This is a genomic window from Sulfurospirillum cavolei, assembly GCF_001548055.1.
Classification (GTDB): Bacteria; Campylobacterota; Campylobacteria; order Campylobacterales; family Sulfurospirillaceae; genus Sulfurospirillum.
In genome coordinates this window covers 840,588-859,956 of sequence record NZ_AP014724.1, presented here as the reverse complement: position 1 = coordinate 859,956, position 19,369 = coordinate 840,588, and the positions used below count along the sequence as shown (strand labels likewise).

18 protein-coding genes are annotated in these 19,369 nt (G+C 43.3%); 10 read left to right on the top strand and 8 right to left on the bottom strand.

Annotation, left to right across the window (positions count from 1 at the left end; genetic code table 11):
- The first annotated feature begins 18 nt into the window (after window positions 1-18).
- Together UCH003_RS04395 and UCH003_RS04390 are read left to right on the top strand one after the other, a co-directional pair.
- A complete protein-coding gene (locus UCH003_RS04395; RefSeq protein WP_039673062.1) occupies window positions 19-1,014 on the top strand; it encodes an agmatine deiminase family protein in 996 nt (331 codons plus the stop codon).
- Entirely contained in the window at window positions 1,011-1,922 is a 912-nt protein-coding gene (locus UCH003_RS04390; RefSeq protein ID WP_060825573.1) for a cation diffusion facilitator family transporter, read from the top strand. Before UCH003_RS04395 ends, UCH003_RS04390 begins: the two co-directional genes overlap by 4 nt.
- On the opposite strand, the gene feoB is transcribed toward UCH003_RS04390, so the two are convergent.
- Together feoB and UCH003_RS04380 are read right to left on the bottom strand one after the other, a co-directional pair.
- Window positions 1,919-4,018 (bottom strand): ferrous iron transport protein B, encoded by a 2,100-nt coding sequence (gene feoB, locus UCH003_RS04385; protein ID WP_060825572.1) that lies wholly within the window; start codon window positions 4,016-4,018, stop codon window positions 1,919-1,921. The two genes, UCH003_RS04390 and feoB, sit on opposite strands and share 4 nt — an antisense overlap.
- A complete protein-coding gene (locus tag UCH003_RS04380; RefSeq protein WP_039673067.1) occupies window positions 4,015-4,242 on the bottom strand; it encodes a FeoA family protein in 228 nt (75 codons plus the stop codon). The genes feoB and UCH003_RS04380 overlap by 4 nt, the downstream gene beginning before the upstream one ends.
- A 106-nt stretch (window positions 4,243-4,348) precedes the next feature.
- Here UCH003_RS04380 and UCH003_RS04375 point away from each other — a divergent pair, with 106 nt between their 5' ends.
- The 5 genes from UCH003_RS04375 (at window position 4,349) to UCH003_RS04360 (ending at window position 8,516) form a co-directional block, all read left to right on the top strand.
- Window positions 4,349-5,221 carry a carbon-nitrogen hydrolase gene (locus tag UCH003_RS04375; protein WP_060825571.1) on the top strand — a complete coding sequence of 291 codons (873 nt, stop codon included), beginning with the start codon at window positions 4,349-4,351 and terminating at the stop codon, window positions 5,219-5,221.
- A 54-nt stretch (window positions 5,222-5,275) separates the two neighbouring features.
- Window positions 5,276-6,841: an AAA family ATPase gene (locus UCH003_RS04370; RefSeq protein ID WP_060825570.1), complete on the top strand. Its 1,566-nt coding sequence runs from the start codon at window positions 5,276-5,278 to the stop codon at window positions 6,839-6,841.
- Window positions 6,838-7,674 carry a hypothetical protein gene (locus UCH003_RS04365; protein WP_060825569.1) on the top strand — a complete coding sequence of 279 codons (837 nt, stop codon included), beginning with the start codon at window positions 6,838-6,840 and terminating at the stop codon, window positions 7,672-7,674. The genes UCH003_RS04370 and UCH003_RS04365 overlap by 4 nt, the downstream gene beginning before the upstream one ends.
- Window positions 7,675-7,819: 145 nt before the next feature.
- Window positions 7,820-7,981, top strand: a complete 162-nt coding sequence (locus UCH003_RS13675; RefSeq protein ID WP_156143411.1) for a hypothetical protein — start codon at window positions 7,820-7,822, stop codon at window positions 7,979-7,981.
- A gap of 109 nt (window positions 7,982-8,090) precedes the next feature.
- Window positions 8,091-8,516, top strand: a complete 426-nt coding sequence (locus UCH003_RS04360; RefSeq protein WP_060825568.1) for a TOBE domain-containing protein — start codon at window positions 8,091-8,093, stop codon at window positions 8,514-8,516.
- On the opposite strand, the gene UCH003_RS04355 is transcribed toward UCH003_RS04360, so the two are convergent.
- Genes UCH003_RS04355 through UCH003_RS04345 form a run of 3 tightly spaced genes read right to left on the bottom strand, consistent with a single transcriptional unit; the run spans window position 8,513 to window position 11,298 of the window.
- Window positions 8,513-9,097 (bottom strand): NUDIX domain-containing protein, encoded by a 585-nt coding sequence (locus UCH003_RS04355; RefSeq protein WP_060825567.1) that lies wholly within the window; start codon window positions 9,095-9,097, stop codon window positions 8,513-8,515. The genes UCH003_RS04360 and UCH003_RS04355 overlap by 4 nt on opposite strands.
- Before the next feature lie 3 nt (window positions 9,098-9,100).
- Complete coding sequence (corA, locus tag UCH003_RS04350) at window positions 9,101-10,063, bottom strand: magnesium/cobalt transporter CorA (RefSeq protein ID WP_060825566.1); 963 nt, start codon at window positions 10,061-10,063, stop codon at window positions 9,101-9,103.
- Window positions 10,064-10,116: 53 nt separating this feature from the next.
- Window positions 10,117-11,298: a peptidoglycan DD-metalloendopeptidase family protein gene (locus UCH003_RS04345; RefSeq protein WP_060825565.1), complete on the bottom strand. Its 1,182-nt coding sequence runs from the start codon at window positions 11,296-11,298 to the stop codon at window positions 10,117-10,119.
- 200 nt (window positions 11,299-11,498) lie between these two features.
- Between UCH003_RS04345 and UCH003_RS04340 the strand changes: the two genes are divergently transcribed.
- The 3 genes from UCH003_RS04340 to UCH003_RS04330 are packed head-to-tail and all read left to right on the top strand — an operon-like array spanning window position 11,499 to window position 14,383.
- A complete protein-coding gene (locus tag UCH003_RS04340; RefSeq protein ID WP_060825564.1) occupies window positions 11,499-12,218 on the top strand; it encodes a plasminogen-binding N-terminal domain-containing protein in 720 nt (239 codons plus the stop codon).
- 3 nt (window positions 12,219-12,221) lie between these two features.
- The gene (glcD, locus tag UCH003_RS04335; protein WP_060825563.1) at window positions 12,222-13,604 is read left to right on the top strand and encodes a glycolate oxidase subunit GlcD; all 1,383 of its coding nucleotides are present in this window, start codon (window positions 12,222-12,224) and stop codon (window positions 13,602-13,604) included.
- Window positions 13,604-14,383 (top strand): YihY family inner membrane protein, encoded by a 780-nt coding sequence (locus UCH003_RS04330; RefSeq protein WP_060825562.1) that lies wholly within the window; start codon window positions 13,604-13,606, stop codon window positions 14,381-14,383. Before glcD ends, UCH003_RS04330 begins: the two co-directional genes overlap by 1 nt.
- On the opposite strand, the gene UCH003_RS04325 is transcribed toward UCH003_RS04330, so the two are convergent.
- Genes UCH003_RS04325 through ispG form a run of 3 tightly spaced genes read right to left on the bottom strand, consistent with a single transcriptional unit; the run spans window position 14,345 to window position 19,115 of the window.
- Window positions 14,345-15,607 (bottom strand): ComEC/Rec2 family competence protein, encoded by a 1,263-nt coding sequence (locus UCH003_RS04325; protein WP_060825561.1) that lies wholly within the window; start codon window positions 15,605-15,607, stop codon window positions 14,345-14,347. The genes UCH003_RS04330 and UCH003_RS04325 overlap by 39 nt on opposite strands.
- Window positions 15,607-18,054 (bottom strand): replicative DNA helicase, encoded by a 2,448-nt coding sequence (gene dnaB / locus UCH003_RS04320; RefSeq protein ID WP_060825560.1) that lies wholly within the window; start codon window positions 18,052-18,054, stop codon window positions 15,607-15,609. Before dnaB ends, UCH003_RS04325 begins: the two co-directional genes overlap by 1 nt.
- Window positions 18,051-19,115 carry a flavodoxin-dependent (E)-4-hydroxy-3-methylbut-2-enyl-diphosphate synthase gene (ispG, locus tag UCH003_RS04315; RefSeq protein WP_060825559.1) on the bottom strand — a complete coding sequence of 355 codons (1,065 nt, stop codon included), beginning with the start codon at window positions 19,113-19,115 and terminating at the stop codon, window positions 18,051-18,053. The genes dnaB and ispG overlap by 4 nt, the downstream gene beginning before the upstream one ends.
- Between the last annotated feature and the right edge of the window lie 254 nt (window positions 19,116-19,369).

Sequence of the window (19,369 nt, the reverse complement as noted above, 5' to 3'; positions counted from 1 at the left end):
CGAAAGACGGAGCGCAAAATGAAACTAAGATTACCCGCCGAATGGGAAGAACAAGAAGCTCTCATCGTCGTTTTCCCTCCCAAAAAGAGCGACTGGGCGCACTCCATCGAAGCAATTCATCAAACGTATCTCACGTTTATCTCGACCGTCGCACGCTTTCAACCGTGCATCGTCGTTTGCGAAGATAAACAACACCTTGCCAACATTTTGCCCACGCTTCAAAATATCACGCTGGTCGAAATGCTCACGAACGATACGTGGATACGCGATTTTGGAGGCATCAACGTTTACAAAAACCACCAACGCCGTACTTACGACTTCATCTTCAACGCATGGGGCAATAAATTTGACGCAAGTATCGACAACACGATCACCAAACGCCTTTTTGAAGAGGGCTTTTTAACAGGAAAGCTCAAAAGCATCGATTTCGTACTGGAAGGCGGAAGCATCGAAAGCAACGGTCATGGCGTGATGCTTTCGACCGCATATTGCCTTTTTGAAGAGAACCGCAACGCACACCTTTCAAAAAAAGAGATCAAAAAAACGTTGATTAAGCTTTTCGGACTCAAAGAGTTGATTATCTTAAAGCACGGCGCGCTTATGGGCGACGACACCGATTCGCACATCGATACACTGGCACGCTTTTTAAACAAAAATACGATCGCTTACGTGAAATGCTACGACAAAGAAGACGAACACTACGACGAACTTAAAAAGATGGAAAAAGAGCTCAAAAAAACCTCTTTCGATCTCGTTCCGCTGCCTTTGCCTTCGGCGAAGTTCTTTAACGACCACCGTCTTCCCGCGACGTACCTCAATTTTATTTTAATCAACAACGCGGTTTTAGTACCGCTTTACAACGACGCCTACGATACCAAAGCACTTAAAACGTTTGCGCGTTATTTTCCTGAGCGTGAAATCGTCGGCATCGACGCTTCCGTGTTGATTCGCGAGCACGGCAGTTTGCATTGCGCTTCGATGAATATTTATAAAAAGAAGGATAACCTCTCGTGACACTCCAAAAAAAAGCAACCGTCGTCTCCAGTGCCACGGCAAGCGTTTTAATTATCGTCAAACTCTTTATCGGCTTGATGAGCGGCTCCGTCGCCGTTTTGGCTTCGGCGATCGATTCGGTTTTAGACCTCATCGTCTCCGCCTTCAACTATTTTGCGATTTTAAAATCCGAACAACCCGCCAATAAAACGTTCAATTACGGTAAAGGCAAAATCGAAGCCTTAGCCGCCGTGATCGAAGGTACGGTCATTAGCGTTTCGGGACTTTTTATTTTTTACACGTCGATTAAAAAAGCGATCGTGCATGAGCCTTTGGAATATTTGGGAAGTTCCATCCTCGTAATGGCAATCTCTTTGGTGTTGACGATTGCATTGGTCGCATTTCTCAACTACGTTGCAAAAAAAACGCGCAGTATGGTCGTCAAATCCGATGCGCTTCATTACCAAACGGACGTTTTAAGCAACGGTGCTATTTTAATTTCGCTCGTTCTGATCCAAATAACGCACTTTGAGCTGATCGACTCGATTATGGGCGTGGTTATTTCGATTTATATTATTCATTCGGCGTACGAGCTCATTAAAGACGGCGTGTATATTTTGCTAGACGCCTCGTTGGACGAACAGATCGTAGAAGATATTCGCAACATCATCGTCGCGGAGAAAGAGATTAGCGATTTTCACTACCTGAAAACTCGTAAATCCGGCAATACCAACTTCGTCGACGTTCACTTGGTTTTTAGCCCAGGTATTTCACTCTTACGTGCACACCACGCGGGAGATCGCATCGAAGAGAAGATCAAAGAGCTGATCCCAAGCGACGAATGGGTCATCACCGCACACCTTGATCCTTACGACGATTCGGAGATGAACGATCGCATGTCGTCGTTCAAGATCGACGAAGACCTTTAGCTAAACAACAAGGTCACGCGGTATCCGATGAAGGCTAAAACCCAAGCGATGATCGTCGTAAAGACGAACAGATACGCCAAATATTTATAACCGCCGCTCTCTTTCGTAAAAACGATGGAAGCGGCAAGGCACGGCAAATAAAACATCACGAAGATCATAAAAGAGACCGCCGAAGCCAAAGGGATTTGCTTTTGAAGCTCCGCAATGAGACTTTCGTTGCCCTCGTCCACGCCCGAACCGAGCGCGTACAAAACGCCTAAGGTCGAAACGACGACCTCTTTAGCCGCCAATCCTGACTCCAAGGCGACCGTCATTTTCCAATCAAATCCCAACGGGGTAAACAACCAATCGGTCGATTTTCCGATTTTGCCTAAGAAACTTTTTTCCAGCAAAACTTTGGACTTTTCGTTTTCGTACTCGACTTTTAAAGCCTCGTCGCTTGCTTGCTCGATTTTCTGATCGAAAGAGGCTTCAAGGTCGGGATATTTGGGATAGTTGCTCGCAAACCAAATCAACAAAGATGCCGCCAAAATAAACGTTCCCGCTTTTTGAAGGTACATAATCGCCTTGCTCACGACCGTATGCCAAATGAGCTTCAACGAAGGCAGACGGTATTTGGGCATTTCCATAACGAACGGCTCGTCAGCACCCTTAAAGACGAATCGTTTCAAAAATTTTGCCGCCAAAAGCCCGATAAACGCTCCGGCAAGATAGATAGCAAACAAAGCGTTACCCGCATGTTCTTGCCCGAAAAACGCTCCGGCGAACAACACGTAAACCGGAAGTTTCGCCCCGCAACTCATAAACCCGATGATAAAAAGCGTAATCAGCCGATCTTTATCGTTTTTGAGCGTGCGCGCGCTCATATACGCAGGCACCGAACAACCAAAACCCGTAACAAGAGGAATAAAGCTTTTGCCGTGAAGTCCGAAACGGTGGAAAAATCCGTCCAGTAAAAACGCAACACGCGCCATATATCCGGTCGTCTCCAACAAAGCGATGCCTAAAAATAAAATGACGATATTGGGTAAGAACATCACCACTGCACCCACGCCCGAAATTGCGCCATCGGCGATAATAGAGCCCAGCTCGCCCTCTCCGAAAACCGTTTTGGCATAATTGCCCAAAGCAACGAAAAAAGCATCGATCCAATCCATCGGAATCGAGCCTAGCGTAAACGTTAACTGAAACAAACTCCACATTAAAAAGAAAAAGATAGGAATGCCGTAAACGGGATGAATTAACACGGCGTCGATTTTTTGCGTGAGCGTTTGCGAGGTGCATTTTTTACAACTTAACGTCTCAACGACCGCGCCTTTGGCAAATGCGGCGCGTTCTTCGGCAAAAATTTCGGCGACGTCTTTCGTCTCGTAGTGAACGTAAAGATGCTCTAACGCCTCTTTCAAGAACGAAGAGAGCTCGACCCAAATCGGCTCTTCGTGCATCTTGCGGTAAGTTGCGGTATCTTCTTGTAAAAGCCTCAGGGCGATTTCGCGCGACGAAAGGCGAGATGCATAATGTTTGCGGTCTAAAAACGAAGCAAGCTTGCCGATTTCTTCTTCCACGACGTCGCTGTAAATCAGTTTGGATTTTTCAAGCGGGAAAAGCGAAACGTCGATGGCGCGATTGAGCAACTTACCGATGCCTCTTTTCGTTGCGGCGGAGACTTTGACGCACGGCACGCCCAAAATAGAACTCAGTTGTTCATGATCGATGCATTGCCCTTCTTTGTGGGCTTCGTCCATCATATTGAGCGCGACGATCATTTTTTTGCCGAGCTCCAAAAGTTGCGTCGTCAAATACAAATTGCGCTCTAAATTGGTCGCGTCGACCACGTTAATAATCAGATCGTAATGCTCGTTTTGTAAAAAATCTTTGGTCACGCGTTCGTCTTGCGTGTAGTCGTTGAGCGAGTACGTGCCGGGTAAATCGACGATTTTAATCGAATGCCCTTGCGCACTAAAATTGACTTCGGCTTTTTCGACCGTAACACCCGAAAAATTTCCGACTTTAAGCCTCGCATCGGCGATCGAGTTGATGAGCATGCTTTTGCCGACATTGGGCTGCCCCACAAGGGCGATAATCAGCTCGTTCATAGCGTCTCGATTCCGATGCGTTTCGCCTCTTCAAAGCGCAGTGCCAAAAGTGTCGTACCGACTTCAATCTCCATCGTACTTTTTGCCATACTCATGGCTTTCACTTCCAAAAGACTTCCTTTTCGAAGACCCAACGAAAAAAGCCGCTGCTTTAATTCTCCCTCGGCGTCGATTTTTTTGACTTTGCCTTTTTCTCCGGCATTGAGATCCGAGAGTGCTTTCATAGTGTTCCTTCTTGATAATACTCATCAAAATTCTAAATTAAAACCGATTAAAAGCTCATTAATGTATAATTAAACCCTATAACCTAAGCGCACAAGAGGATTTTTTATGAAAGTCGGACTCATCCAACACGCCATTGAAAGCACGTCAGAAAAAACCATAGCTAAGAGCGTTTCCCTCATCCAAAAAGCCGCTCGTGAGGGCGCAGAGCTTGTCGTTTTGCAAGAACTCCACCAAGATCGCTACTTCTGCATCAATGAAGATGTCGCGTGTTTTGACCTCGCGAGCAACTGGGAAAGCGACATCGCTTTTTGGTCTAGCATCGCCAAAGAAAACAAGGTCGTTTTAGTCACGTCCCTTTTTGAAAAACGCTCCGCAGGTCTGTACCACAACACCGCCGTCGTCTTTGAAAAAGATGGCACCATAGCCGGCAAATACCGCAAAATGCACATCCCCGATGACCCCGGTTTTTACGAAAAATTCTACTTCACCCCAGGCGATATGGGCTACAACCCCATCCAAACCAGTGTCGGCAAACTAGGACTTTTGGTCTGTTGGGATCAATGGTACCCCGAAGCCGCACGCTTAATGGCGTTAAAAGGTGCAGACATGCTCATCTACCCCACCGCTATCGGTTGGTTTGATGAAGACATGGAAGATGAAAAACGAAGACAATGCGACGCATGGGAAACCGTACAACGCGGACACGCCATCGCCAATGGCTTACCCGTCATTAGCGTCAATCGCATCGGTAAAGAAGCGGACAACCACGGCGTGTTAGACGGCATCCGCTTCTGGGGCAACTCCTTTGTAGCAGGACCACAAGGCGAAATCATCGTGCGTGCCAGCCACGACCAAGAAGAAGTGCTCATCGTCGATGTTGACCTACAAAGAGGCGAACACGTCAGACGCATCTGGCCATTTTTACGTGATAGAAGAATTGAGACTTACGGGGATTTGACAAAACGATTTATCGACTAAAACCTTTTTACATGTAAAGTTTTTTAGCTTTACATGTAAACCTTTGGAGTGAGTATGGAACTGGTTTATTTGTGGGTGAAAGAGTATAAAAATATCAAAAATCAAGGGTTTAATTTTTCGCCTAGGTTTACATGTAAGTATGATGAAGCTACAAAAGAACTGACGATTGAAGAAAAAGAGTATGTCAATATTTTCCCATCAAATATTAACGTTACTGCAATTGTTGGGGAAAATGGGAGTGGAAAGAGTAGTTTAATAGGTATTCTTTATAATCTTCTATACAATCTCAAATTAAATTTTGAATTTATTTTCGTATACAAGAATTGTTATCTTACAAATATAAAAAATCTTTCAATAAATATAAATTTAGAAGAAAAAAAAGAATTTATTTGGCATAAAGAAAATATAGATTTTTATTACTATTCGTCCGAAAAAGAAAGAGATTCTATTTCTAGTGAAGAATATTTTAGTACCAACTATAGAGAGGGAAATAATTACGAAAAGAAAATAGTTTTAAGCAACTATTTTATAAGTCAAAGAATATTGGAAATATATAAAACACAAGAGAGTACCAAAAATATTGAAATATCTTCCTTTTTTTATCTTCCTGATAGAGTTAAATTTTCGTTAAAACCAGAGAATCAAATACTTGAAAATATTTTTTCAGGTGCTGATGAGCATTTTCGTGCAAATTGTTTTGAACATTTTGAATATGAATTTTTAAATTATGAAACATATAATGGGTTTTTGTTAATGCTATATATGTTAAGAAATGGACTAGATGTAAATCTATTAGAATATAGAGATTCTATACCTCATTTATTAAGTGATGCAATACAATATGGTAAAAATTTAGTTAGTGAAACTGATTTTAAAGAATATTTTAAAAATACTGAATATATTGAGATTGAAAAGCTCACAAAAAAGGAACAAATTTTTTATTTTAGTATTTGTCATTCGTTTTTTCATTTTGAATTTAAAGATTCAAAGAATAGGGAGTATGAAGATTTAAGTTCTGGTGAAAAAAATTTGTATGGACAATTAATTAACATACATTACTATGGTATAAAAGATGATAATGAAAGTTTGATATTTTTATTTGATGAACCAGAAATTACTCTGCATCCAAATTGGCAACGACGTTATATAAAAGAATTAAATTGTGTAGCAAAGAGATTAAACAAAAGAATTTCTTTTTTTATAGTATCACATTCTCCATTGCTTCTTTCAGATTTGCCAAAAGAAAATGTCATATTTTTAAAAAAAGATGAAAATGGTAATTGTAAAAATGTTAGTGAAGAAACAAACATCGAAACCTTTGGAGCCAATATCCACACCCTACTCTCTCACGGGTTTTTTATGAAAGATGGGCTTATGGGCGAATTTTCGAAAAATAAAATCAATGAAGTGATTGACTATCTAAACGGTAAAGATTCTCCCATCAAAGACGATGACGAAGCGGAAAGGTACATTCGCATCATCGGTGAGCCTATCGTCAAAAGGCAATTACAGCGTATGCTTGATAGCAAAAAATTAGACAAGATGAAAGAAATTGATGCGCTTAAAAACCAAATAGAAAGCCTCCAAAATCGCTTAGACAATTTGGAAAAGAAACCATGATAAAAATTGCCACACCAAATTTGGAAGAGTTGGCGCACAAGCATTTTGAAGCACTGAAATCAAAAATAAAATTTCCTACATGTAAATATTCTCTTGAAGAAGTCATCACCGCAAAACCTGAAAAACTGCATGAAATTGCCATGACTTACAAAGGCGATACTACTTTTAATTTTATGATAAATCTATACAATAATTTTTGTGATAAAAAGAAAGAATATGACGCCTACGATTTAGCGCAATCTCTTAATGTCACTGTTTGCCCGTATTGCAACCGCAATTATACGTTTACGGTTCGCTCCAAAAATGGCTCAACGCGCCCGCAATTTGACCATTTTTACGATAAAGCGACCTATCCGATCTTGGCATTGTCGTTTTACAATCTCATACCCAGTTGCCCTACATGTAACTCAAGCATAAAAGGGCGCAAGCGATTTTCACTTACGACGCACATTCATCCTTACGTTGAAGGCTTCGATGACAAAGCGCGTTTTGCTTTACATGTAAAGGATAGTTCGTTTTATTACGATGAAAAAGGGTTTGATTTAGAGCTTAGTTCAAACGACGCAAAAGCCAAAAAAAACATCAAAGATTTTGCGTTGGAAGAGATTTATAAAAACCACAAAGACATCGTCCTAGAACTCATCCAAAAATCCATTATGTACAATGAAAGCTACATCGAAGAGCTGATGAAAAACTACGAGGGAACGCTCTTTAAAAACGAAGAAGATTTACTGCGTTTGATCTTTGGTGGCTACATCGCCGATGAAGACTTAGGCAAGCGCCCTCTTTCCAAACTCACCAAAGATATTTTGGAGCAATTAGAGATCGTCTAAAACCGCTTTTTTCGATCTCGCGTATGGTTTCTTGGCTACTCGTTTGCAGGTGCTTCGGGTGACGTTGCGGCAATTTTTGCGCTATACGTTATATTTTAAATTATATTACGGTACAATATGTTTCATTGCACTAAGGAGAAGCACGATGAGTGAAGTTTACGCTATCTTTTTATCCGCCGTTTTTTCAAGTTTTATCGTCACTTTGGGTATCGCAACGCTCATCGGTACGGTATATGTCCTGACGTATAAATGCTTTGCATCGTATATTTCGTTTGACAAAATCGCACAAGCCGGAAAGAAAAAATAACACCGCATTGGAATGATTTCGTTAGCAATTGACATTACATATCCGTCCGTGACATAATTCTCACATGTATTAAGTTTTAGCTTAATCAACACACTCAAAGGAGTTACACATGAAGATTAGCGCACGAAATCAAATTTTAGGAAAAATCGTCGAAGTTAAAAAAGGACCCATTAACAGTGAAGTGATCGTCACTCCCGCTAGCGGCGAAAAAATTGTTTCCGTTATTACCAACGATGCGGTTGAAACACTCGGCTTAAAAGCAGGAAGCGAAGTGGTTTGTATTTTCAAAGCGCAAAGCGTTTTATTGGCAAAAGCCGACATCGCATTGGCTGTTAGCGCACGCAATAAAATCAAAGGAACGGTCAGCGAAATTAAAAACGGAGCGGTCAATTGTGAAGTCGTTATCACGACGCCTGCGGGTATCGTCGTTACCTCCATCGTTACCGAAGATGCAAAACAAGAGCTCTCTTTAGCAAAAGGCGATAGCGTTTACGCCATCATCAAAGCTTCCAATATTTTAGTCGGCGTTAATTAACAAACCGTCTTTGTAGGCTCATACGTTTTAAAGTACCACATCAGCGCGAACATTAGCCCTGATGTGGTTGCGATACTTTCGTCGAACATAAACTCGATCGTTTTTTCCCGCTTCAAATAAATCACTTCGATATTTTCATTGTCGATTCCGCCGCCTTCGCTCACTTTCATACTTTCATCTAAAACGACGTAATAAAGCGTCTGACGACCGCCCGCAAAGCCGACCGCCGTGTAAAACGACGAAATTTTTTCTATTTTACTTAAGGGCACGTCATAACCCGTCTCTTCGAGTATCTCTTCTTGCGCGATTTCGATTAGGCTTTTGTCTTTATCGACGATGCCCGCACACAACTCGTACGTAAAGCCGTCGTGATTTTTCAAATAGATGGAAGGGCGAAACTGTTTGACAAATACAAAAGAGTCTAAGGCTTTATGGTACAGTAAAATGGCGACGCTGTTATGCGTATCGACAATATCCCAACGTTTTTCGACATTGTTGTGCATGTAGTACATGCTTTTGGGTTTAATATAGCACGAGTCGATACACTCCTCGATTTTGAGCACTTCAATCGTATGGTCCATCGCTTAAATCCAGCCTTTTTTCTTAAAAAACAAGATAGGCGTAATCGCCGAAAGTACCATCAAAAAGAGTGAAAAGGCATATCCGTATTGCCAATCAAGTTCGGGCAAAACTTTAAAGTTCATTCCGTAAATACTCGCGATCAACGTCGGCGGTAAAAAGATAACGTTCATAATCGTAAAGATTTTAATGACTTTATTTTGCTCGATGTTCAAAACGCCCACGAAGATGTTTTGCAAATAATCGAGCCTTTCAAAGTTGAACTCGGTATAGTCGATCAAGGACTTAATATCCTTCAGCATGATGACGATGTCGCCTCGAAGCGAACTGTCGTCGTATTTGTTTGATTTTAAAAAGGAGGTTAAGATGCGTTGCTTATCCATCAAGTTTTCGCGAATATTCATATTGAGATCTTCAAACGAGGAGATTTTCTCCAACATCTCTTCATCATCGTTCGTATAGTCCGTAAAAACATGTTTGCGCAAACGCGTGATGTCCTTGGAAAGTTTTTCGATAATGTCGGCGTCCGCGTCGATTCTGATGTCTAAAAGTTGCGAAAAAATGTAGTATCCGTTTTTAAATTCGCGCGGGGCATAGTAAAAGCGTTTGCTAAATTCTTCAAAAGTTTTGAGTTCTTTATAGCGAATAGAGATCAAAAGATTGCCCTGCAAAATAAACGAAACCGTTTCGTTATGGGCACTATCGTCGTTGGCGATCAAAAAGAAACTGTTGATTTCGATTTTTTTATCTTCTTCCCAATAACGAGACGAAATCTCGATCTCTTCGGACTCTTGTTTGGTCGGAAAATCGATCCCGAACGTATGTTCGACAAAGACGATCTCTTCGCTGGTCGGAAGTAACATGTCAAGCCAAACGACTTTGCTTTTTTTATCTTCGTTATCGTCGAATTCGCTTAAATCCGTAATGACTTCTAGCTTATTGCTGTTTTTAAAGAAACATCGTATCATGGACTCTTCTTCTCTTTTTTTTAAAATTCTATCGCAAAACGGTTATCGTTTGCTTACATGTCACTTTTTTTATCGAACGGATACGCGTATTCGAAATTCTCTTCTTGTACGGGAGGCACATGTTCTTTTAACGCCGTTTCAACCTTGTTTTTCAGTGCTTTAGTATACTCCAAAAATCCGCGAAGATCGTTACCGCTTAAAGCACTTTTAGCGATTTTGACGACGCTTGCGGGATTGATGGCGACATTGTTGCGGTAAAGTCCAAAATGCAAGTGCGGTCCGCTACTAAGCCCCGTATTGCCGACATAGCCGATAACTTGCCCCTGTTTGACGACTTGCCCGCTACGAAGCCCTTTGGCAAAACCGTTAAGATGTCCGTAAAGCGTTTTGTAACTGCCGTCGTGGTTGACTTCGATCGTATTGCCGTACCCGCCTTTTTCGCCGACGAAATTCACGCGTCCGTTACCCGCCGATTTGACGGGTGTTCCCACGCTTGCGGCATAGTCGATACCTAAATGCGCACGGTATTTCTGTAAAATGGGATGCCAGCGCATCAACGTAAACGGCGAAGAGATACGCGTATAATTGACGGGCGTACTGAGCAAGAAATTTTCGAGTTCCTGACCTTTAGCGTCGTAATAGCTCTCTTTATAATAAAAAATATAGTTTTGTTTATTTTTGGTCTCGATCATCGAAACGTCGATCTTGATAGAACCGAACTGTTTTCCGAGCCTTCGTTTTTGACGGTACAGTAATACCAATTGGTCGTCTTTTTTCAAATTGCGAAGATTGACGCCGCTGTCGCGAAACGATTGCGCGAATTCGTTGGCCAAAAGATTGTTTTTCGTCGCATTGACGATATCCACAAAAGGAGAATTTTGAATGTCAAGAACCAAAGCATGCTCTTCCAACTGAACGGCAATCGGCTCTATCTCCATGATAAACTGATCGTTTTTTTGCTTGATATGCATCTGAAGCTCTTCACCGATCGGAATCAACACTTGCTCTAAAGCATTCGTATCGCTGTTGCGGAGGACTTGGTATTTGATGCCGGCGATAATCTCGGCGGCCAATTCTTGCTCTTCTTTATCCAAACTGTAGTAAATCGACGAAGGAAGTTGATTGTGGTCTAGAAACGTTAAGAAAGTTTCGCCTTTAGGCCATTTGAGCTCTTCCAAATAAGCCGCGGCGGAGAAGGATAGCAGTAGCAGCCACGCGATGATTAGTTTAGTCATTGTCCCTCCTCGTCTGGGTGGATTTTAGCGGAACAAATCTTACAAAACGCCTAAGAAAGCCCTGAAATATCCCTAAATTTTTCTCCGATTGCCGCTTCGTGCCGCCAAGGATACCCCGTTCATAAAGCGTTATGAAAGAACTCTATAGTATAATCATTGGCAAAAAATAAAGGGTTAGTTTGCCCTTCAAGGAGTTCGTATTGAATAAGCTCGTTTTAGCTCTATCTTTTTTGGTGTTATGTACGTTTGCGCAAGCTCAAACCCTCTTTAAAGAATACAAGACGAAGGTTCTCGAGACGTCCGACACCCAAGTAGTCATTGCCGATTCTCCCGAGATTGTTATAGGTGCGAGCGGCGTTATTAAACACTCTTTCGATGCTAAAACGACCACGATTATTGCCCGCGGCGACGTCGTACAAAAAGACGGTACGAAAGCCGTTTTAAAACTTGCGAAATTCGAAATGCTCTCTCAAGGCGCATTTCCCGAAGCAGGCGTTAAACCAGTTGCCGGCGACGAAGTGATTATGAACTACCTTTACGATCGTGCATTAATCGTCGTTCCAAACGCTAACGTCTTTCGCGACATTACCAAAGAGTATTCGGACATCACGTGGATTCATCCCGATCTTGTTGCGGCATATCTCAGTAAACTTTATCGTCCGAACCCCGATCAAACAATTTTTCGACAAGCATGCTATCAAAACACGGCTTCTTTGATCTTCTTCGGTATCAAAGACCAAGGGTATTTCGTCGATTGCCACAATTTCAATACGATCAAAACCGTTAAAATCACAAACTCGGGCGAAACGCAACTGCCGTTTTACGCACGCGTCAAAGACATCGAAACGTCATGGTTTAGTTGGAGTAGCTCCAAAATTAGCGACTACGATAGCTACTATAAAACGTTGATCGGAAAATAAACGATGTTAGAGACAAGCCATCTTAGCCATTTTAAACGCCTCTTAGGCGAAGAAAACGTTTACGACGATAAAGCCCATCTGCTAGCGTATTGCTACGATGCGACGCGTACGCGTTACTTACCCGACGCGGTTTTGTTTCCGCGCCATGAAGAAGACGTCGCGGCGATTTTAACGTATTGTAACGAACACCGCATCGTGATCACGCCTCGCGGGGCGGGAAGCGGATTTACCGGCGGTGCATTACCCGCAAACGGCGGTATCGTCCTTGCCTTTGAAAAACATATGAACAAAATCCTTGAAATCGATATGGAGAACATGGTCGCGGTCGTGCAACCGGGCGTTATTAACATGCACCTTCAAAAAGCGGTCGAAGAGCTGGGTCTTTTTTACCCGCCCGATCCGGCGAGCGAAGAGTATTCAACACTTGGAGGAAACGTCAGCGAAAATGCCGGCGGTATGCGTGCGGCAAAATACGGAATTACCAAAGACTACGTGATGGCACTTCGTGCGGTACTTCCAAACGGCGAAGTCATTCGTGCGGGCAAACGTACCATTAAAGACGTTGCCGGTTACAATATCGCGGGCATTTTAATTGCCAGCGAAGGAACGCTTGCCGTGATTACCGAAATCACGCTTAAACTCATCGCCAAACCCAAAATGGCACAAACCGCCATGGGCGTTTTTCCGAGCGTCGATGATGCGATGAACGCGGTTTACAAAACGATGGCATTAGGCGTCACGCCCGTTGCGATGGAGTTTTTAGACAATTACTCAATTCGTGCCGTCGAGCAAAAATTCCATAAAGGCCTCCCGATCGATGCGGGTGCTATTTTGATTACCGACGTGGACGGAAATAGCCAAGACGAATTGAGCCAACAACTCGACATTATCGAAAAAGCGTTCCATGAAAACGGCTGTTCTCACTTTAAACGCGCACAAAACGAACAAGAATCCAAAGATTTGTGGTTCGCCAGACGCAATGCCAGCCAGTCTATCACGATTTACGGCAGTAAAAAACTCAACGAAGACATTACCGTTCCGCGAAGCAAGCTTCCCGCACTTCTTAAAGCGATCGGCGAAATCGCCACAAAATACGACGTCACGGTTCCGTGCTTCGGACACACGGGTGATGGCAACGTGCATACCAACGTGATGGTCGACGGAAGTGATCCGAAACAACTCGAAATCGGACATCATGCTATCGAAGAAATTTTCAAAGCTACCGTTGCTTTGGGCGGAACATTGAGCGGTGAACACGGTATCGGACTTAGCAAAGCACCTTTTATGCATTTGGCGTTCAGCGATGCGGAGATGGAACTCTTCCGCTCGATCAAAAAAGCATTTGATCCCAACAATATTCTCAATCCGTCCAAAATGGGGCTTTAGTGTTAAGCGCGAAAGAGTGTAAAGACTTTTTCAAAACCTTAAGAGACGTAGAACTAGCACACTACGCCTCTTCTTTAAGCTTTCATACGATTCTTTCGTTGATTCCTATTTTACTCGTTACCTTCAGTATTTTCACCAAAATGCCCTTGTTTGAAGTCTACTATGAAAAGCTTCAAGGGTTTATCTTCAGTTCTTTGATTCCGACCCAACAAGACGTTATGATACGCTACTTGCGCGATTTTATGGAAAACACCGGTAATATGGGCGTCGTAGGGCTTATCTTTGTAGTGTATATCTCGGTTATGTTCTTTTTGGATTACGAAAAAATCGTCAGCAAAATCTTTGAAATTCCGACCCGCAGTTTTTGGGAAGCCCTTTCGACGTATTGGACGACCGTAACGTTAATGCCCTTGGGGCTTATCGTCTTTTTTTACGTTCAATCGTTTGTGACGAGCAACTCGCCGTTTGTCGTCAATCTGATGGCATACGCGGTCATCTGGTTACTCTTTTTTGCGCTTTACAGTATCTCCGCCAAAATCAAAATTTACCTTAAAAGCGTACTGATCGCCTCGTTTATCGCTTCGTTGTGTTGGTATGGTTCCAAAATCGTCTTCGTTCTCTACGTCACGTACAACAAAACCTATCTTAGCATTTACGGCTCTTTTAGTATTTTGCTTTTCTTCTTTATCTGGATTTACTTCTCGTGGTTTATCTACCTTTACGGGTTAAAACTTTGCTTTTTACTGAATCAAAAAGAGACTCGCGCCGCTCAAGCCTAGACAGACAAACACAAGACTTTTAAAACGAATCGCCCCCAACGATAAAAGAACAAAAAATGCTAAAAACCATACGGGAAAATTGAGAAAATAGTGCGTTGAGGGTACACTTAAAAATCTTAAAAGCACGTCGTCAAGAACCCCTCCGTAACCTATGACATGTAACAAAAGCCCCAAAGGATAAAAAGCCACGAACACAAGGCTGGTGATCGGAGTCGTTAATTGTAAAAAGGTAAAGACGGGGAAAAACGTATGCACGAGCGGTAGCATCAAGAAAAAAACGCCCAAATCGACGATAAGCACTAAAACACTTTTGGGCAGTGTTCCAAAGTGATGCAAAAGCAAAAAAAGATAAAACACGCCCGCAACGGAGAACCAAAACGAAAGCGAAAACCAAAGAGAGGGAAAAAGTGCCAGTAAAAACAACGACGTCAGCCCAAGCGTTCCGAAAGAAAGAAGTTTGATACCGCGGGAGAAAAGGAAAAAGCCAAAGACGCTCATCGCAAAAGCCCTTAAAAACGAAGGCATAAAATCAAGAACGACCATATAGCCAAACAAAACGCCAAAAACGATACAACTCAAATCAAACGTTGCATTACGATACGGGAAATAGCGACTTTGAAAAAAACGATAGATCGGGCGAAGGAAGAAAAAAAGTAAAAAGCTAATCACGCCGACGTTATAGCCGCTAATCGCGATCAAGTGCGAAATACCCCATTTTTGCACCTCGTCTCGCAACTCTTTGGAAATCGGCGTGGCAAAAAAAAGTGTTTGGTACAGTTCGGCAAGCTTTTCGTTTTCGTGTTGCTCGGCAATGAAGCGATACCACGCTTTGGCATTCCACGGCGGAGCGTCTTCATAGATTTCGTACACCGAAAGATTGGGTGCGTAAAAACCTTTCACGTAATCGTAAAAAGTGACCTTATCGACTTTTAACTTGGCTTTTACCCTACTTTGAAACGTCACGTCCATCGCACGCCACGACGTCGTGTAAACTTCCGCACCGCCTAAATCTAGTTTGAGCTTTAAAACGTCGTAGGTTTTGCCTTTATCGTTGGTTTTGCGGTAATGGTTTAAAACGGTCGCTTTTCCTACATGTAAGGATTCTTTGACCAAGCTTTGGTAACGGTAAAACTCAAAAAGCAGTGAAATAAACGCTATGCAAACGACCGCTCCCATCAAAACAAAAAACTCTTTTTTGTTCGCAAAGAGCGGTAGGTCGCGCATTACAACGGCGGTAAGTCGATTTTGGCTTCGGGAGGATTGATCGAAGCGTTATACTGCACCACTTCGATCGGAATACCCATTTTACGATCCACGAAGCGCGTGCACGCTTTTTGAAAGACGAGGTTTGCCACGCCCACAGGACCGTTTCTGTTTTTACCGACGATCACTTCGGCATCTTCTTCGGGTTTTTCAAAGAAATTGCTTTTGTACTCTTTGCCTTCCGTGCGTGCTTTTTGCTCTTTTTCTTTCTCTTCGCGAATTTTATACACGTCGTCGCGGTAAACAAACAAAATCATATCGGCATCTTGTTCGATGGCTCCGGATTCACGAAGATCGCTTAGCATCGGGCGTTTATCGCTTCTGGCTTCCAAACCTCGGTTGAGCTGAGAAAGCGCGATAATCGGAATACTCAACTCACGCGCTAAAAGCTTCAATCCTCGGCTAATATCGCTGACTTCCAAATGCCGATCACGATTGCCGCCGGAGGTCATCAACTGCAAATAATCGATAATCGCCAACGAAATTTCGGGATGCTGAGATTTGAGTTTTCGAAGTTTCGCGCGCACTTGGTGAATGTCTACCGAACCGTTATCGTCGACGAAAAATTTGCGTTTGCTCATCTCGTCCGCCGCACGCGTCAAATGTCCCCACTGCTCGTCGTTCATGTCGCCGACTTTGAGCTTTTGAAGCGGAATCGACGTTTTAGCGCTGAGCATCCTAAGCATCAACTGCTCAGCCGGCATTTCTAACGAAAAGATCGCCACGCCACGCCCTTCATTCAAGGCGTTTTGCGCTAAATTGAGACAAAAAGCGGTATTGTGGGTTACGGTCATATCTTCCAATAAAAAGAGGCTATTGCCGTCTATTTCAAAGCCGAAATATTCGTCGACTTGATCGTATTCGACGCGAATACCCGTTTGGTTCCAACTACGTTTAACGCTCCAAGGCTGTGCTACTTTACGCTTCACTTTCACGGGAATCGAATCGACGTTCCCGAAAATGCGAACCCGATACACCTTACATGTAAAATCCCGAGACTTTATTTTTGCCTCTTTTGCTTTGAGGGAGGTTCTAAAGCCTAAAGTATCGGCAAGAAATTTAATTTGCCAGGCAAGATGCTCATCTTTTTGAGTAATTTCATACCCGTTGCATTGTGCGTCATAATGCCCGTCGCTGTCGATCAATCCTGCTAAAAGCTCTAAGCGTTTTTGCGTAGAGTTAATCAGATAATCGTGCGGAATATGCTTATGATCGATCAATCCTTGTTGACGTAAGAGAGCCTGTAAGCTCTCTTTTTTCGTATTGTCGGTATTGACGATCGCATACATAGGACATTTTTCGTTTTCGTCGGAGCGACTAACGCCTAAGCCCAATCGCGTCGCATATGCGTGAAGATACGCTACGATTTCACGATCTTGCGTCGCGATTCGAACGTCGGATTTTCGACCGTCGCCTAACCATAAACCCAAGAAATAAGGCTCAATTTCAACGCTTTTTTCCATAAATTTCACGGGAACTTTATATCCCTTATGATTATTTTTAAATTTTTTGCTTTTGCGTAAATAGTCTCGAACCGAAATATTGACGACATCGCCGTGTCGGTGTTTGCCTTCATTGCGCGAACGTTTCAAAGAGAGAATATGCGACTCGTTGACGCGATAGTCGATGCCTTTATTTTGTCTGACCCAATACATTTTTTCCGTACCGTGTGCCAAAGAGAGCACTTTTCGCGGCGTCGAGTCATCGCCCATCAGCAGTTCGCCCACGGCAATATCTTCGACGTTTCTCAACGTTCCGTCAAACATCAAAACTTTTGTACCTTTTGCCAAGCATTTCCCCATCGCCGGACGTGCCGCGACGATGATGAGATCGCCTTCCCCAAAGCCGGTCGTCAGTTTGTTGATCTCGGCAAAACCCGTGTCGACGCCGACGACGCCCGAATTACCGCGTTTTTTCATCTCGTGAATGTGCGCGATGGTCGCATGCGTCATCTCGGGCGATTCACGGAATTCTCGCGAGCTGTTTTCTTGCGTAATTTGATAGAGTTTTTGCTGAACCAAGTCCACGACGTCGCTTGAGGGAAGGTCTTTTTCGACCGCGATTTCTTTAATGTCGCTGGTTAGTTGCACCAACTCCCGCTTAATCGCTTTTTCTTTAATCTCTTCGACATAAGCTTTGGTTGCCGGAAGCGGATTGGTCGAGAGGATTTCCAACATTGCGTCTTCGTCGAATCGCCCTTGTTGATTCAGCTTTTTCTTGATGAACTCTTCATCGATCGGTAAATCTTCCCGCTCGCACGCTTCCATCGCTTCGTAAATATAGCGATGGCTCGGTAAGTAAAAATCTTTTGCGTTCAGGTTTGCCGCGACATCTTCAAAAGTTGCGGGATTAAACAAAATAGAGCTTAAAACGGAACGCTCGATATTGATATTGTGGAGGTTATTCACGCTTTATACTCCTTGGCGGCACGTTCGACGGCTTCTAAAAAGGTATCGACCAAATTTTCTTCCTTGAGTTTGGCAACCACTTCGCCTTTGACCATCACGAGTCCTTGTCCTTTACCGAACGCTATGGCGACATCGGCATGTTTAGCTTCGCCGATGGCATTGACCACGCATCCCATTACCGAGATATTCAGCGGTGCTTTAATGTGTTTTGTACGACGTTCTACTTCGGCAACGGCATTGACGAGGTTGGCTTCCAAACGTCCGCAGGTCGGGCAGGAAATGATGTTGAGTCCTTCGGCTTGTACGCCGCTGTCTTTCAAAATAGCCCGCCCTACTTTGATCTCTTCTTCCAACTCTCCCGTAATCGATACGCGCAAGGTATCGCCGATACCTTCCAACAAAAGCGTTCCAAGCGCGATGGACGACTTGACGGTCGAATGAAAAAGCGTACCCGCTTCGGTCACGCCCAAATGAAACGGGTAATCGACCAAAGGACGAAGCATACGATACGCTTCGACGGTGCGCTCCACGTCGCTGGCTTTGAGGGAGACTTTCATATTGGTAAAGCCCAAGTCTTCAAGGTATTTGATATTATAGAGCGCCGATTCGACCATACCTTTGGAGGTCGGACCGTACTTTTCGTCAAACTCTTTTTCCAAACTACCGCTGTTGACGCCGATACGAATCGGAATACCCCTTTCGTTGCACGCTTTAACGACCTCTTTAACGCGTGCTTTAGTGCCGATATTGCCCGGATTGATGCGAATGCAATCCACGACTTCCGCGGCGATGAGTGCTAAGCGGTAGTTAAAATGAATATCCGCAACCAAAGGAAGCGAACTTTGCGCTTTGATGCTTTTAAGAGCGCGAGCGTCTTCTTCGTTGGGAACGGCGACGCGAACGATGTCGCATCCGGCAAAATGCAACCGGCGTATCTGTTCGACCGTCGCGTCCACGTCGTGCGTTTTGGAAAACGTCATCGATTGAACGGGTATTTTGGCATCGCCGCCGATAGGCACGTTGCCGACAAAAATTTGTTTGGTTGGGTAGCGTTTTATCATGATTGATCCAACTTTGTCATACCTGCAAAATTCTCTTCTCAAAACGGTTATCGACGATGAAAACCTCGAAGCGGTCGCTTTTGGTTTATTGAGACTCCGTGTTTCGTGCGCAATTTTTACAGGTGTTTTTAGAATAGACTTCTTTCATAACCTTTAAAATATAAAGAGTTTGAACAGAGTGTGTTAATTTTTAAAACTCAAAATTGAGTCATAGCCAAAGCTATGGCGATGTTTTTAGTTTTAAAAAGTGATGT